Origin of the sequence: Hydrogenophaga sp. YM1, from assembly GCF_016903055.1 — a bacterium.
Lineage (GTDB): Bacteria > Pseudomonadota > Gammaproteobacteria > Burkholderiales > Burkholderiaceae_C > Hydrogenophaga > Hydrogenophaga borbori.
Map to the genome: position 1 here is coordinate 1,254,043 of NZ_CP070223.1, position 14,436 is coordinate 1,268,478.

Genomic DNA, 14,436 nt, shown 5'->3' on the forward strand with positions numbered 1-14,436 from the left:
CGATGGTCGCCGCCCGTGGCCCCGCGGGCGCGTCAATAGCGCCAGGTGAAGCCGAACATCAGGGCCGCGGTGCCCAGGATCTGCACTTCCAGGCCAGCCTTGTCGCTGAGGCGGTAGCCGATGGCCGGGACGATGGCGGGCGAGAAGCCACCGACGTTGGCGGGCACCTTGTTCTTGTACTGGCCCACGTAGCCGTAGATGACGCCGGCGCTCACCTGCGCGTAGACCTGGGGCCAGCCGTCGATGAGGTCGTCCCAGCGCTTGCCCGCGTATAGATAGCCCGAGGGTTGGCCGAAGGAGTTGCGGAACAGGGACAGGCCGCAGAAGCGGTCGTCGGGCAGTTGGCGGTTCAGCGCCAGGGCGAACACCGGGCGGTGTTCCGGGTCGTGGGACCAGTGGTGGGTGTACGGCGAGGCGAAGAGCTCGTAGCGTGACTGGCCCTCGGGCAAAGGGTCGTCCCAGCCGGGGCAGGCGTTGAAGGCGAAGGCGGGGGCGCAGAGCAGGGCGGCCGTGGCGGCAAAACAATGGAGCGGTCGCATCGGCCAAGTATGCCTTCCCGCCTGTTTCGAGAAGCTCGCGGGATGCAAGAAAACGTGACTCAGCCGCCGCGCAGAAAGTCCTCGATCAGCGCCGCCAGGGCCTCGGGCCGGTCGTGGTGCATCATGTGTCCCGCGTCTTCGATCAGGGCGTGGCGCAGGTTCGGCACGTGCGCGATGCGCTCGCGGAATTCGTCCAGCGTGTAGCGGCCCTTCCACCACAGGCCCAGGCTGTCGTCACTGGCCACCACGCACAGCGTGGGTGCGCCGATGCGGCGGTAAACCTCGATGGCTTCCTCGGGCCGGAACAGCACGGCGTTGGTGACCTTGTGCGCCGGGTCGCCCAGGATGGCCCAACGGCCCTCGGCATTCGGCCGCGCCCACTGGCGCGCCAGCCAGTCGGCCTTGTCCTGCGGCAGGCGCGGGTTGGTTTTCATCAGGCGGCGCGCCACGCCCTCGGCGTCGGCGTAGTCGCTCAGGTCCATGTCGCCCCGGCGCAGGGCGCGGATCTCGTCCAGCCACTGGGCGTAGCGCTTGGGCGCCTGCTCGGGCGGCGAGGCCGGCATGCCGAAGCCTTCCAGGTTGACCAGGCGGCGGATGCGCTGCGGCCGCGCGCCCGCGTACAACGTGGCCACATGGCCGCCCATGCTGTGGCCCACCAGGTCCACGGGCTGGTCGCCGGCCAGGGCGTCGAGCAGGGCGTCGAGGTCGCCCAGGTAGTCGGGGAACCAGTAGCTGTCGGGGGCGGCGCCGTTCCATGTGGTGTCGCCGTAGCCGCGCCAGTCGGGGGCGATGATGTGGCGGTCCTCGCGCATCGCGTCCACCACGAACTGCCACGACGCGGCCACGTCCATCCAGCCGTGCACCAGCACCAACGGCGGGCGGGCGGCATCGGGCGTGCCCCAGTGGCGCAGGTGGTAGCGCCAGCCGCGGATGGGGAGAAACTCGCTGCGTGAGGGGCGTCGTGCTTGGTACATTCGCCCGATCATAGAGAGCCCCCGGTCGCGGGGCTTGGAGACAAAGGCATGCCCCACGCCGCCCGCCGCCCAGGCCGTGACACCGCGATCGACCACTACCCCGCGCTGCACGCGGACTTCCGTTGGCAGGTGCCGGCCGAATTCAACATGGCCGAGGTCTGCATGCGCCGTTGGGCCACGGGCGCGGCCAGCGGCCGCCGCACGGCGGTGATCGCCACCGCTCCCAGCCAGGCCGACCGCGAGCACAGCTACGCCGAGCTTTTCGCCCAGGCCAACCGCCTGTCCAATGCGCTCGACGCCCTGGGCGTGCAGCGCGGCGACCGCGTCGCCATCGTGCTGCCGCAGCGCTTCGAAACCGCCGTGGCCTACATGGCCGTGCTGCAGATGGGCGCGGTGGCCATGCCGCTGTCGCAGCTCTTCGGTCCCGAGGCGCTGGAGTTCCGCCTGCGCGACAGCGAGGCCGTGCTCGCCATCTGCGACGCCAGTACCCTGGCCGCGGTGCAGGGCGTGAGCGCCGCCTGCCCGCTGCTGAACGAGCTGGTGGCCGTCGACGCGCCCGCCGGGCCCGCGCGTGGCGGCGCGCTCGACTGGGCCCAACTGCTGGCGCAGGAAGAGGAGGCCTTCGAACCCGCGCACACGCGCGCCGACGAAGCCGCCGTGCTGATCTACACCAGCGGCACCACCGGCAACCCCAAGGGCGCGCTCATTCCGCACCGCGCGCTCATCGGCAACCTCACCGGCTTCGTGTGCAGCCAGAACTGGTTCGGCTTCGACCCCTTCGACACCAGCCGCCCCAGCGAGGCCGTGTTCTGGTCCCCCGCCGACTGGGCCTGGACCGGCGGCCTGATGGACGCGCTGCTGCCCACGCTCTACTTCGGCCGGCCCATCGTGGCGCACAACGGCCGCTTCAGCCCGCAGACGGCCTTCGAACTCATCGAGCGCCACGGGGTGACGCACAGCTTCCTGTTCCCCACCGCGCTCAAGGCCATGATGAAGGCCTACCCGCGCCCCAAGCGGCAGTTCCGCTTCGTGCTGCAGGGGCTGATGAGCGCCGGCGAGGCCGTGGGCGACGCCGTGTTCAACTGGTGCCGAGACGAGCTGGGCATCACGGTGAATGAAATGTTCGGCCAGACCGAGATCAACTACATCGTGGGCAACTGCGCGCGCCTGTGGCCGGCGCGGCCGGGCAGCATGGGCAAGGGCTACCCGGGCCATCGGGTGGCGGTGATCGACGACGACGGCAAGGAATGCCCCGTGGGCGTGCCCGGCGACGTGGCCGTGCACCGGCTGGACGTGCATGGCGAGCCCGACCCGATCTTCTTCCTGGGCTACTGGAAAAACGAGGCGGCCACGCGCGGCAAGTTCACCGGCGATCCCGCCAACAGCTGGTGCCGCACGGGCGACCTGGCCGTGCGCGACACCGACGGCTACCTCTGGTACCAGGGCCGCGCCGACGACGTGTTCAAGGCCGCGGGCTACCGCATCGGGCCGAGCGAGATCGAAAACTGCCTGGTCAAGCACCCGGCGGTGGCGAACGCGGCGGTGGTGCCCAAGCCGGACCGGGAGCGGGGGGCGGTGGTGAAGGCCTACGTGGTGCTGTCGCCGGGACACGTCGGCGATGCCTCGCTGGTCGCCGAACTGCAGTCGCACGTGAAAGGGCGGCTGGCGCCCTATGAGTACCCGAAGGAGATCGAGTTCATCGACGCGCTGCCCATGACCACCACGGGGAAGGTGCAGCGCCGGGTGCTGCGCCTGCGGGAAGAGGAACGCGCACGCGCCGCGTGACGCGCCGGGCGCAAAAAAAGCCCGGCGCTTGCCGGGCTTGAGAGAGCGGTGACAGCAGTGATGGGTCAGCGCTGCGCGGTGCTGGCCGGCTCGGCCACATAAATCTCCACGCGGCGGTTCATGGCGCGGCCCTGGGCCGTGCCGTTGTCGGCGATGGGCTCGCGCGAGCCGCGGCCGTCGGTGCTGATGCGCGTGGCCGCGACGCCCCGGCCCACCAGGTAGTCGCGCGTGGCATTGGCGCGGTCGAAGGACAGCGGGTTGTTGATGGCGTCGCTGCCCGAGCTGTCGGTGTGGCCGATGATGGTCACCTGCGTGGCCTGGTTCTGCTGCAGCGTGGTGGCGAACTGGCCCAGCACGCGCACCAGCGTGGGGCTCAGCGTGGAGCGGCCCGACGCGAAGCCCGCATCGGCTGGCACGTCCAGCTTCAGGCGGTTGTCGGCCGTCTGGCTCACGCCGATGCCGGTGCCCGCCGTGGCCGCTTCCATCTGCTTCTTCTGCTCCTGCATGCGCGTGGACCAGATGTAGCCGCCCAGCGCGCCCGCGCCGGCGCCCAGCACGGCGCCCTGGGCCGCGCCCTTGGAGCCACCGGTGAGGCCGCCCAGTACGAGGCCCGCCGCCGCGCCGATGCCAGCGCCCTTGGCGCTGTCGCTCTGCGTTTCGCTCATGTTCGCGCAGCCGCTGATGGCCAGGGCCGCCGCCACGGTGAGCACGGTCAGGCCGCGCGTGGTGTGGGAAACGGTGTGGGACATGGTGGAACTCCTCGTTGTTGATGGGAAAACAGGCCCCGCCGGCCAGGCGCCGCCAGCGGTGGATGACTCAGCGCCTAAACTTATACCCCTCCGGGGTTACCGGCCCCGTAGGAATTCTCTGACGTTACAAATCCTTGCATGAACCCCGTCGCACTGGGCCAGAGCCCCCTTCACGTCACCCCCATCTGCCTCGGCACCATGACCTTCGGCGAGCAGGTCGATGAGCCGACCGCGCACCGCATCCTGGACCGCGCCGTCGAGCGCGGCGTGGATTTTCTCGACACCGCCGAGATGTACTCGGTGCCCGCGCGCGCCGAAACGTTCAGTGCCACCGAGACCATCATCGGCAACTGGTTCGCGCGTCACCCTGGCCAGCGCCAGAAGCTGGTGCTCGCTACCAAGGTGGCGGGACCTTCGCGCGGCATGCCCTGGATCCGCGGCGACAACGCGGGACTGAGCAAGGCCGAGATCGTGAAAGCCTGCGAGGGCAGTCTGCGCCGCCTGCAGACCGAGGTGATTGACCTCTATCAAATTCACTGGCCGGCGCGCAACCTGCCGGCCTTCGGCGCGCTCAGCTTCGACCCGAGCAAGGACAAGCCCTGCGCCTCGATCCTCGAACAGCTCGAGGCCATGGCCGAGCTGGTGAAAGCGGGCAAGGTGCGCGCCATCGGCCTGTCCAACGAAACGTCCTACGGCGTGCACGAGTTCGTGCGCCTGGCCGAGCAGCACGGCCTGCCGCGCGTGGCCACGGTGCAGAATCCCTACTGCCTGATCAACCGCAGCCACGAGAACGGGCTGGACGAGACCTGCCATCGCCTGGGCGTGTCGCTGCTGGCCTATTCGCCGCTGGGCTTTGGCCTGCTCACCGGCAAGTACGACGGCACCGGCCTGGTGGGCGGGCACGGCCGCCTGGCGATCTTTGAGAGCATGCGCAAGCAGCGCTGGGGCCGGCCCGAGGCGCTGGCCACCGCCCAGCGCTACAACGCGCTGGCCCGCGAGCACGGCCTCACGCCGACGCAACTGGCGCTGGCTTTTTGCTACAACAACTGGCGCGTGGCCTCCACCATCCTCGGCGTGACCACCGTGGCCCAGCTGGACGAGTGCCTGGACGCCTGGGGCACGCCGTTCACGCCCGAGCTGCAGGCGGCGGTGGACAAGATCCGCTGGGACAGCCGCGACCCCGCGCAGTAAAAGGACCGCCCCTGCCGCGCCTCGCGCGACCCCCTCAAGGGGGCGATGCCTGCGGCCCCGGCAGAGCCGGTTCCGCGGCCTCTCTGGACAAAGCCTGGTATGCCCAAGCCTCGACATGTTTCCGAGACACCCGCCACGGCCTGGCTCAAGGCGAATGGCGTCGTGTACACCGAGCATCCCTACGAATACCTGGAGCACGGCGGAGCGCAGCACAGCGCGCAGGTGCTGGGCCTGGACCCGTTCGCGGTGGTCAAGACATTGATCATGCAGGACGAGGCCGCCAGGCCGCTGGCGGTGCTCATGCACGGCAACCGCACGGTGTCCACCAAGAACCTGGCGCGCCAGATCGGCGCGAAATCGGTGGAGCCCTGCAAGCCCGAAGTGGCCAACCGCCACAGCGGCTACCTGGTGGGTGGCACCTCGCCCTTTGGACTCAAGCGCGCCATGCCGGTGTTCGTGGAATCGACGGTGCTGGAACTGCCGCGCCTGTGGATCAACGGCGGGCGGCGTGGTTTCCTGGTCGGCATCGATCCGGCCGTGCTGAGCACTCCCCTGGGCGCGAAGCCGGTGCAGTGCGCGCTGGCAGAATGACGCGCGCCCCCCATTCCAACCACAAGAACCGTTGACCGAGGAGATGCCCTTGCAAGCGCTCTATCCCGCGCTGGCCACCGTGGCCGCCTACCTGATCGGGTCCCTGTCCTTCGCGGTGATCGTCAGCCGCCTGATGGGCCTGTCCGACCCGCGCACCTACGGCAGCAAGAACCCCGGCGCCACCAACGTGCTGCGCTCGGGCAGCAAGGCGGCGGCCATCGTCACGCTGCTGCTCGATGCGGTGAAGGGCTGGCTGCCGGTGTTCGTGGTGGCGCACTGGGGCGAGCCTTTCGGCCTGGGCGCGGGCACGGTGGCGCTGGTGGGGCTGGCGGCTTTCCTCGGGCACCTGTATCCCGTGTTCTTCAAGTTCCAGGGGGGCAAGGGCGTGGCCACGGCGGCCGGCGTCATCCTGGGTTTCAACCCCTGGCTGGGCCTGGCCTCGCTGTTCACCTGGCTCATCATCGCCATCTTCTTCCGTTATTCCTCGCTGGCGTCCATCGTCACGGCGGTGTTCGCGCCGGCCTACTACCTGCTGGGCGGCGGCGTGGCCTGGGAGGCCCCGGGCGTGATGGTGCTGGGCCTGGCCGTGATGGCGGTGCTGCTGGTCTGGCGCCACGCCGAGAACATCAACCGCTTGCTGGCCGGCAAGGAAAGCCAGCTCGGAGCCAAGAAGAAATGAGCCAACAAGGCATCCAGCGCGTGGGCATGGCCGCGCGCTACAGCGAAGCCGCCGTGTTCAAGGGCATCGTGTTCCTGGCGGGCATGGTGCCCGAGCGCGGCGACACCGATATCCGCGGCCAGACCGAGGACGTGCTGCAGCAGGTGGAGCAGCGCCTGAAGGAATGCGGCAGCGACAAGTCGCGCATCCTGCGCACCGAGATCTTCCTCACCGACATCCGCGACATCGCGGCGATGAACGAGGTCTGGGACGCCTGGGTGGTGCCCGGCGCCGCGCCGCCACGCGCCACCGTGCAGGCCGCCCTGGCCAACCCGGCGTACCGCATCGAGATCGTGGTGACGGCCGCGCAGGCCTGAGTCAGTAGCGCCGCTCCAGCGTGAGCTGGTCGTTGTTGCGCTGCATCTGGAAGCGCGTGAGGAAGCTGTTGCCCAGCAGCACGAAGGGCATGGGCTGTGGCAGCACGATGGCGGCCACGGCGTGCACCTGGGCGTCGCCCACGCGCACCGAGTCGAGCGTGACGCGGTAGCCCGGCGCGGTGCCGTTGGCCGTCTGCACGCTCACGCGCTGGCCGCGCTGGTAGTCCAGGTTGATGCGCTTGGCTTCCGACTCGCCGATGACGACCTGCGTGGCGCCCGTGTCCACCATGAACTGCACCGCGCGACCGTTGATCTGGCCTTGGGGCATGAAGTGGCCGCTGCCGTCGGCCGTGAGCACCACGCGCTGGGCCCCGTTCGCGCCGGCCCCGGTGGCGCCGCCCAGGCTCACGGGCGCTTCGCCCAGGCGCAGGGCCTGGCGCTGGCCGCCGATCTCGACCACGGCCGAGTCGCCCTGCACCGACACCAGGCGCACGCCCTGGTGGGCCTGACCGGCCGCCATGAAGCGCGGCGCGGCGCCGTCGATGACCACCAGGGCCTTGCTGCCCGAGACGCCCGAGAGCGACACCGACTGCGCGACGACGAGGCCGGCCGACCCCAACAGGAAACAGATCAGCAGCGCGCGAAGGGACCGAAACCCAGAGGTGCCGCGGAACCGGCTTTGCCGGGCCGCAGGCGCCGCCCCCGCAAGGGGGGGAGCGCCGAAGGCGCTGCGGGGGGGATTCAATTAGTCGCGGAAGTTGTTGAAGGACAAGGGCAGGTCCTTCATCTCGTTCTTGATGATGGCCATGGTGGCCTGCAGGTCGTCGCGCTTGGCGCCGGTCACGCGCACGGCGTCGCCCTGGATGGCGGCCTGCACCTTGAGCTTGCTGGCCTTGATGGCCTGCTGGATCTTCTTGCCGTCTTCGGTGGCGATGCCGTTGCGCACCTTGGCCACCTGCTTGACCTTGTCGCCGCCCATCTTCTCGACCTTGCCCATGTCGAGGAAGCGCACGTCCACGTTGCGCTTGGCCAGCTTGTTGCGCAGCACGTCCTCGATCTGCTGGAGCTGGAAGTCGGCGTCACCGGTGAGGGTGATCTCCTTGTCCTTCAACTCGATCGCGGCGCTCGTGCCCTTGAAATCGAAGCGCGTGCCGATCTCGCGCGCGACCTGATCGACGGCATTCTTGACTTCAACGAGATCGGCTTCTAGGACGGTGTCGAACGAGGGCATGGCGAGGCGGCGGTGGGTGAGAAAATCGCGGCCATGATAGTCGAGAAGCAGGTGCCTCTACAGGCCTACAACAGCTTTGGCATCGTGGCCAAGGCGCACCGCCTCGCGCGCATCCGCGCCGAGGCCGACCTGGCCGCGCTGCGGGCCTCGGACGACTGGCAGCAACTCACCCGCGAGACCCCCCCTTTCGTGCTCGGCGGTGGCAGCAACCTGGTGATCACGGGCGATGTGAGGCCTTTGGTGCTCAAGGTGGAGATCGCGGGCCGGCGCCTGGTGGAGGAAACGCCCAAGGGCTGGCTGGTGGAGGCTGGCGCGGGCGAGAACTGGCACGCCTTCGTGCAGTGGACGCTGGAGCGGGGCTGGCCCGGGCTGGAGAATCTGGCGCTGATCCCCGGTACCGTGGGCGCCTCGCCGGTGCAGAACATCGGCGCCTACGGCGTGGAACTGCAGGACCGTTTCCATTCGCTGGACGCCATCGACCTGCGCTCGGGCGAGGGGTTCACGCTGGACGCCGCCCAGTGTGGCTTCGGCTACCGCGACTCGGTGTTCAAGCACCAGCCCACGGATGCGCGCGACTTCGGCCTGGCGGGCCGCGCGCTCATCGCGCGGGTGCGCTTCTGGCTGCCCAAGGCCTGGAAGCCGGTGCTGGGCTATGCCGATCTGGAGCGCAAGATCGCCGAAACCGGCAATACCACGCCGGATGCGCGCACGATCTTCGACTGGATCTGTGGCATCCGGCGCGCCAAGCTGCCGGACCCGGCGGTGATCGGCAACGCGGGCAGCTTCTTCAAAAACCCCACGGTGACGCTGGACCAATGCGCGGACATCATTGCGCGCGAGCCCAAGGTGGTGCACTACCCCATGCCCGATGGCACGGTGAAGCTGGCCGCGGGCTGGCTGATCGACGCCTGCGGCTGGAAAGGGCGCGGCGTGGGCAACGCGGGCGTGTACGACAAGCAGGCCCTGGTGCTGGTGAACCGCGGCGGGGCCACCGGGGGCGAGGTGGTCACGCTGGCGAAGGCGATCCAGACCAGCGTCTATGAGCGCTTCGGCATCCGGCTGGAGCCGGAGCCGGTGGTGATCTGAGTGTTTTCATCCGGAGGAATGACGATGGCTGGCCACCCCGTTTTCTCGATGAAGTTCGCCCGGCTCTACCCGCTGTACGTGCAGAAGGCCGAGCGCAAGCAGCGCACCCGTGAGGAGGTGGACCAGGTCATCGGCTGGCTGACGGGCTACGACGCGGCGGGCCTGCGCCGCCAGATCGAGCAGGGCAGCGACGTCGAGACCTTCTTTGCCCAGGCGCCCGCGTTTCACCCCAACAGCGCGCGGATCCAGGGCCTGGTGTGCGGCGTGCGCGTCGAAGCGGTGGACGACCCGCTGATGCGCAAGATCCGCCAGCTGGACAAGCTGATCGACGAGCTCGCCAAGGGCAAGGCGATGGACAAGATCCTGAGGAATTGAGCGAGGCACACATGAAACTCACCGAACGCGACCCGCTGCTGCAGACCCTGAAGACCCGGTTCGAGAAGCACCACAAGCGCCACAAGGGCATCGCCTGGGACGAGGTGCTGGCGCGGCTGGAGGCGAACCCCGGCGCTCTGTCGTCCCTGCACCGGATGGAGGCATCGGGCGGCGAGCCCGATGTGATCGGGCGCGACAAGGCCTCGGGCGTGTTCCTTTTCTGCGATTGCTCGGCCGAGACGCCCACGGGCCGCCGCAGCCTGTGCTTCGATCGCGAGGCGCTGGACGCGCGCAAGGAGAACAAGCCGCAAGGCAGCGCCATGGAGATGGCCGCCGAGATAGGTATCGAGATGCTCGATGAGGCGATGTACCGCCGGCTGCAGGAGTTGGGCGAGTTCGACCTGAAGACCTCCAGCTGGATCGCCACCCCGAAAGCCGTGCGCGCGCTCGGCGGGGCCCTGTTCTGCGACCGCCGCTACGGCCAGGTGTTCACGTACCACAACGGCGTGCAGTCCTACTATGCGTCGCGCGGCTTTCGGGGGCTGCTGCGGGCCTGATCGCGGCGCGGGCCGGACGGTGGCGCCAAAAGAAAGGCCCGCCAGCTGGCGGGCCTTTCGAGTGGAAGCGGTGGCCCCGCTTCAGTCCTTGCCGAGCTTGAGCATGTCGGTGCCGTCACCGCCGGTCAGCAGGCCGGTGCGGCTGTAGACGCCCAGCTTGCCGCGCGTGTCGGTGATGTCGAGGTTGCGCATGGTCAGCTGGCCGATGCGGTCCAGCGGCGTGAAGGGCGCGTCCTCCACCTTCTCCATCGACAGCCGCTCGGGTGCGTAGGTGAGGTTGGGGCTCTCGGTGTTGAGGATGGAATAGTCGTTGCCGCGGCGCAGCTCGACCGTCACCTCGCCCGTGACCGCGCGCGCCACCCAGCGCTGGGCCGACTCGCGCAGCATGATGGCCTGCGGGTCGAACCAGCGGCCCTGGTAGAGCAGGCGGCCGAGCTTGAGTCCGTTGATGCGGTACTGCTCGATGGTGTCTTCGTTGTGGATGCCGGTGACCAAGCGCTCGTAGGCGATGAACAGCAGCGCCAGGCCGGGGGCCTCGTAGATGCCGCGGCTCTTGGCCTCGATGATGCGGTTCTCGATCTGGTCGCTCATGCCCAGGCCGTGGCGCCCGCCGATCTCATTGGCCTTCATGATGAGGTCGACCGGGCTGGCGAAGCTCTGGCCATTGAGGGCCACGGGCTGGCCGTCCTCGAAACGCACCGTCACCTCTTCGGGCTTGACCGCGCAGTCCTCGCGCCAGAAGGGCACGCCCATGATGGGGTTGACGATGCGGATGCCCGAGTTCAGGTGCTCCAGGTCCTTGGCCTCGTGCGTGGCGCCGAGCATGTTGCTGTCGGTGCTGTAGGCCTTCTCCACGCTCATCTTGTAGTCGAAGCCGTTGGCGATGAGGAATTCGCTCATCTCCTTGCGGCCACCGAGTTCGTCGATGAAGCGCTGGTCCAGCCAGGGCTTGTAGATCTTGAGGCTGGGGTTGGTGAGCAGGCCGTAGCGGTAGAAGCGCTCGATGTCGTTGCCCTTGAAGGTGGATCCATCGCCCCAGATGTGGACGTCGTCTTCCTTCATGGCGGCCACCAGCATGGTGCCGGTGACGGCGCGGCCCAGCGGGGTGGTGTTGAAGTAGGTGATGCCGGCCGTGCTGATGTGGAAGGCACCGCACTGCAGCGCGGCGATGCCCTCGTGCGCCAGCTGCAGGCGGCAGTCGATCAGGCGGGCCTTCTCGGCACCATAGGCCATGGCCTTGCGCGGGATGGCCTCGTAGTCGTCCTCGTCGGGCTGGCCCAGGTTGGCCGTGTAGGCATAGGGCAGGGCGCCCTTCTTCTTCATCCACAGCAGGGCGGCGCTGGTGTCCAGGCCGCCGGAGAAGGCGATGCCGACTTTCTGTTGCGTGGGCAGGTGTTGCAGGATGGTGGCCATGTCGGTGTCCTGTGGTGGCTCAGCCGAAACGGCAGATGTAGTGGTAGGCCTCGCTCACGCGGATCTGGAAGCTGCTGTTGCCGGGCACGCTGAACTGCTCGCCCGGGCCGTTTTTCACCCAGGTGCTGCTGCCGGCCAGCAGGTATTCGCAGCCACCGGCCACGCATTCCATGACCTCGGGCGCGCCGGTGTTGAAGGTCAGCGTGGCGGGCAGGATCACGCCCACCGATTGTTTCGTGCCGTCGGCCAGGGTGAGGCTGTGGCTCACGCATTTGCCGTCGAAGTAGACGTTGGCCTGGGTGGCGACGGTGACGCCGCTGATCTGGGTGGTGGTCATGGTGCTGGGGGGCGTGATGAAGGCAAAGCCGCGATTTTAGGTCGCGGCCCCGGGAGGGCGGTCGGGGGGGCCGGCCGCGGCTCAGCGCCGGGCGGCCCAGTCAGTCGGGTCGAAGCCCACGGTGATGGCGCCGTCGCTCCACCGCACCACGGGCCGCTTGATCAGGCTGGGCTGCTCGAGCAGCAGGCGGCGCGCGCTGGCGCTGTCCACCACGGCGGCGCGCGTGGCCTCGTCGAGCCGGCGCCAGGTGGTGCCCTTGCGGTTCACCAGGGTTTCCCAGCCCGCGCTGGCCAGCCAGGCGTCCAGCCCGGCCTCGGGCACGCCCTGCTTCTTGAAATCGTGGAAATGGTGTTCGCGGCCGTTGGCGTCCAGCCAGGCGCGCGCCTTCTTCACCGTGTCGCAGTTCGGAATGCCATGCAGCGTGATCATGGGCGGGATTGTCCGTCAGCCATGTCGGGCCAGGGGGCGGGTGGGACAATCGCGAGATGCTTGAGATCCCCGTTCCCGACCACCCCGTGACGCTGGCCGACTGGCTGGCCCACGCCGAGCGCCTGCACCCGCAGGCCATAGACATGGGCCTGGAGCGCGTGACGACCGTGGCGCGGCGCATGGGCCTGCAACTGAGCTGCCCGGTGATCACCGTGGCCGGCACCAACGGCAAGGGCAGCACCTGCGCCATGCTGGAGTCCATCTACACCCAGTCGGGCTATCGCACGGGCGTCTACAGCTCGCCGCACCTGGTGCATTTCGAGGAGCGCTGCCGCATCGCGGGCGAGGTGGTGTCGGCCGACACGCTGGTGCCCGCCATGGCCGAGGTGGACGTGGCGCGGCGCGGGCAGGGCGGCGAGCCCGAGGTGAGCCTGACCTATTTCGAGTTCACCACCCTGGCCATCCTGCGCACCATCGCGCGCGAGGCGGTGGACGTGGCCATCCTGGAGGTCGGCCTGGGCGGCCGGCTCGACGCGGTCAACATCCTCGACGCCGACTGCGCGGTCATCACCAGCATCGACCTCGACCACATGGCCCTGCTCGGCCCCGACCGCGAGAGCATCGGCCGCGAGAAGGCCGGCATCATGCGCACCGGCCGCCCCGCGGTGGTCAGCGACCCGGCGCCGCCGCAGAGCCTGATCGACCACGCGCGCGAGATCGACGCCGAGCTCTGGCGCGTGGGCGTCGACTTCCACGTCGCGGGCGACCAGCAGCAGTGGGGCTGGGCCATGCACCCCTCGCGCGGCGGGCGCCGCTACAGCGGCCTGGCCTACCCGGCGCTGCGCGGCGCCAACCAGCTGCTCAACGCGGCCGGCGCGCTGGCCGCCATCGAGGCCCTGCGCGCTCGCCTGCCGGTCACGGCCCAGGCCGTGCGCACCGGCTTCGTGCTGGTCGAGCTGCCGGGGCGCTTCCAGATCGTGCCCGGTCGGCCCGCGCTGGTGCTGGACGTGGCGCACAACCCGCATTCGGTGGCCGCGCTGGCCGCCAACCTCGACGCCATGGGCTTCTACCCGCGCACGCACGCCGTGTTCGGCGCCATGGCCGACAAGGACCTCGGCACCATGCTGGCGCGCATCGCGCCGCTGATCGACCGCTGGTACCTGACCGACCTGCCCCTGCCACGCGCCAGCCGGGCCGCCGACCTCAAGCCCCTGGTGGAGGGACTGAAAGGACCCGGGGGACGCGACGCCAGCCTGCACCGCGACCCGCGCGAGGCATTGGCCGCGGCCCTGGGCGCGGCGGACCCCGCTGATAGAATCCTCGTCTTTGGCTCGTTCTACACCGTCGGTGGTGTGCTGCAGGACGGATTGCCGAAGCTCGCGGCGCCGCACCTCGCCGCCTGAACCGTGCCGACCAAGGCCCTCGCGACCCCATGATCAGCTCACGCTCCGGCTCCCAGGGCGGCGCCAACGCATCGCCTCCCACCATCGAAGCGGTGCGTCGCCGGGCGCGCCATCGGCTCATCGGCGCCAGCATCCTTGTGGCCGCCGGCGTCATCGGTTTTCCGCTGCTGTTCGACAGCCAGCCGCGTCCGATCGCGGTGGACATCCCGATCGACATCCCCGGCCGCGACGCCGCGCCGCCCCTGGCCAGCACGGCCCGGCCCGCCCCCGCGCCCAACCCTTCGCCGGCCCCGGCGCCCTCGCCGGCGCCCGCTCCTTCGCCAGCCCCTGCGCCCAGTCCGGCCCCGGCATCCAGTCCGGCCCCGGCACCCAGCCCGGCGCCCGCGCCCGCCCCCAGTCCTGCGCCGGCTCCGGCGCCCGAGCCGCCGAAACGCGATGCCGCCGACGCCGCGCGCGCCCAGGCCATCTTGCGCGGCCAGACCCCGCCCGCCACCGCCGCCGCGACCGAGCGCGTGGTGGTGCAGGTGGGCGCTTTCGCCGACGAGGCCCGCGCCCGCGAAACACGCCAGAAGCTCGAGCGCGCCGGCCTCAAGACCTACGTGAACGTGGCCCAGACGGCGGATGGCAAGCGCGTGCGCGTGCGGGTGGGCCCCTTCGACAGCCGCGCCGAGGCCGAGAAGGCCGCCGCCCGCGTCAAGTCCCTGGGCCTGCCGGCCGCCATCCTGACCCTCTGAACGGAGG

18 protein-coding genes are annotated in these 14,436 nt (G+C 69.7%); 10 read left to right on the forward strand and 8 right to left on the reverse strand.

Annotation, left to right across the window (positions count from 1 at the left end; all coding sequences use genetic code 11):
• Positions 1 to 32 precede the first annotated feature (32 nt).
• Entirely contained in the window at positions 33 to 539 is a 507-nt protein-coding gene (locus JNX00_RS06120; protein WP_070398925.1) for a hypothetical protein, read from the reverse strand.
• 59 nt (positions 540 to 598) lie between these two features.
• On the reverse strand, positions 599 to 1,513 hold the full coding sequence (locus tag JNX00_RS06125; RefSeq protein ID WP_070398924.1) for an alpha/beta hydrolase: 915 nt from the start codon (positions 1,511 to 1,513) through the stop codon (positions 599 to 601).
• 48 nt (positions 1,514 to 1,561) lie between these two features.
• Between JNX00_RS06125 and JNX00_RS06130 the strand changes: the two genes are divergently transcribed.
• Positions 1,562 to 3,298: an AMP-binding protein gene (locus tag JNX00_RS06130; protein ID WP_204744392.1), complete on the forward strand. Its 1,737-nt coding sequence runs from the start codon at positions 1,562 to 1,564 to the stop codon at positions 3,296 to 3,298.
• A gap of 65 nt (positions 3,299 to 3,363) precedes the next feature.
• Here JNX00_RS06130 and JNX00_RS06135 read toward each other — a convergent pair whose 3' ends face one another.
• The gene (locus JNX00_RS06135) at positions 3,364 to 4,047 is read right to left on the reverse strand and encodes an OmpA family protein (RefSeq protein ID WP_070398922.1); all 684 of its coding nucleotides are present in this window, start codon (positions 4,045 to 4,047) and stop codon (positions 3,364 to 3,366) included.
• A gap of 138 nt (positions 4,048 to 4,185) precedes the next feature.
• Here JNX00_RS06135 and JNX00_RS06140 point away from each other — a divergent pair, with 138 nt between their 5' ends.
• The 4 genes from JNX00_RS06140 (at position 4,186) to JNX00_RS06155 (ending at position 6,864) form a co-directional block, all read left to right on the forward strand.
• Positions 4,186 to 5,238, forward strand: coding sequence for an aldo/keto reductase (locus tag JNX00_RS06140; protein ID WP_070398921.1), 1,053 nt, complete (start codon positions 4,186 to 4,188; stop codon positions 5,236 to 5,238).
• A gap of 99 nt (positions 5,239 to 5,337) precedes the next feature.
• Positions 5,338 to 5,829 (forward strand): aminoacyl-tRNA deacylase, encoded by a 492-nt coding sequence (locus tag JNX00_RS06145; RefSeq protein WP_204744393.1) that lies wholly within the window; start codon positions 5,338 to 5,340, stop codon positions 5,827 to 5,829.
• Positions 5,830 to 5,878: 49 nt separating this feature from the next.
• Entirely contained in the window at positions 5,879 to 6,508 is a 630-nt protein-coding gene (plsY, locus tag JNX00_RS06150; protein ID WP_204744394.1) for a glycerol-3-phosphate 1-O-acyltransferase PlsY, read from the forward strand.
• Positions 6,505 to 6,864, forward strand: coding sequence for a RidA family protein (locus JNX00_RS06155; protein WP_070398918.1), 360 nt, complete (start codon positions 6,505 to 6,507; stop codon positions 6,862 to 6,864). Before plsY ends, JNX00_RS06155 begins: the two co-directional genes overlap by 4 nt.
• A 1-nt stretch (position 6,865) precedes the next feature.
• Here JNX00_RS06155 and JNX00_RS06160 read toward each other — a convergent pair whose 3' ends face one another.
• Together JNX00_RS06160 and JNX00_RS06165 are read right to left on the reverse strand one after the other, a co-directional pair.
• Positions 6,866 to 7,483, reverse strand: coding sequence for a retropepsin-like aspartic protease (locus JNX00_RS06160; protein ID WP_070398917.1), 618 nt, complete (start codon positions 7,481 to 7,483; stop codon positions 6,866 to 6,868).
• 126 nt (positions 7,484 to 7,609) lie between these two features.
• On the reverse strand, positions 7,610 to 8,095 hold the full coding sequence (locus tag JNX00_RS06165) for a YajQ family cyclic di-GMP-binding protein (RefSeq protein WP_070398916.1): 486 nt from the start codon (positions 8,093 to 8,095) through the stop codon (positions 7,610 to 7,612).
• Between the two features lie 33 nt (positions 8,096 to 8,128).
• Here JNX00_RS06165 and murB point away from each other — a divergent pair, with 33 nt between their 5' ends.
• From murB to JNX00_RS06180, 3 genes are read left to right on the forward strand one after another with little or no spacing between them, the layout of a single operon-like run.
• Positions 8,129 to 9,181 (forward strand): UDP-N-acetylmuramate dehydrogenase, encoded by a 1,053-nt coding sequence (gene murB, locus JNX00_RS06170; RefSeq protein ID WP_204744395.1) that lies wholly within the window; start codon positions 8,129 to 8,131, stop codon positions 9,179 to 9,181.
• A 24-nt stretch (positions 9,182 to 9,205) separates the two neighbouring features.
• Positions 9,206 to 9,556, forward strand: a complete 351-nt coding sequence (locus tag JNX00_RS06175) for a DUF2200 domain-containing protein (RefSeq protein ID WP_070398914.1) — start codon at positions 9,206 to 9,208, stop codon at positions 9,554 to 9,556.
• An 11-nt stretch (positions 9,557 to 9,567) separates the two neighbouring features.
• Positions 9,568 to 10,113 (forward strand): DUF4256 domain-containing protein, encoded by a 546-nt coding sequence (locus JNX00_RS06180; RefSeq protein ID WP_204744396.1) that lies wholly within the window; start codon positions 9,568 to 9,570, stop codon positions 10,111 to 10,113.
• An 81-nt stretch (positions 10,114 to 10,194) separates the two neighbouring features.
• Here JNX00_RS06180 and argG read toward each other — a convergent pair whose 3' ends face one another.
• The 3 genes from argG to JNX00_RS06195 all read right to left on the reverse strand — a co-directional run bounded on the left by argG (position 10,195) and on the right by JNX00_RS06195 (position 12,292).
• A complete protein-coding gene (gene argG / locus JNX00_RS06185) occupies positions 10,195 to 11,526 on the reverse strand; it encodes an argininosuccinate synthase (protein WP_204744397.1) in 1,332 nt (443 codons plus the stop codon).
• Positions 11,527 to 11,545: 19 nt separating this feature from the next.
• The gene (locus JNX00_RS06190) at positions 11,546 to 11,863 is read right to left on the reverse strand and encodes a pyrimidine/purine nucleoside phosphorylase (protein ID WP_070398911.1); all 318 of its coding nucleotides are present in this window, start codon (positions 11,861 to 11,863) and stop codon (positions 11,546 to 11,548) included.
• 81 nt (positions 11,864 to 11,944) lie between these two features.
• Positions 11,945 to 12,292, reverse strand: a complete 348-nt coding sequence (locus JNX00_RS06195; RefSeq protein ID WP_204744398.1) for an ArsC family reductase — start codon at positions 12,290 to 12,292, stop codon at positions 11,945 to 11,947.
• A gap of 56 nt (positions 12,293 to 12,348) precedes the next feature.
• Here JNX00_RS06195 and folC point away from each other — a divergent pair, with 56 nt between their 5' ends.
• Together folC and JNX00_RS06205 are read left to right on the forward strand one after the other, a co-directional pair.
• Positions 12,349 to 13,695: a bifunctional tetrahydrofolate synthase/dihydrofolate synthase gene (gene folC, locus JNX00_RS06200; protein ID WP_070398909.1), complete on the forward strand. Its 1,347-nt coding sequence runs from the start codon at positions 12,349 to 12,351 to the stop codon at positions 13,693 to 13,695.
• Positions 13,696 to 13,724: 29 nt separating this feature from the next.
• Positions 13,725 to 14,429, forward strand: coding sequence for an SPOR domain-containing protein (locus JNX00_RS06205; RefSeq protein WP_204744399.1), 705 nt, complete (start codon positions 13,725 to 13,727; stop codon positions 14,427 to 14,429).
• Positions 14,430 to 14,436 lie beyond the last annotated feature (7 nt).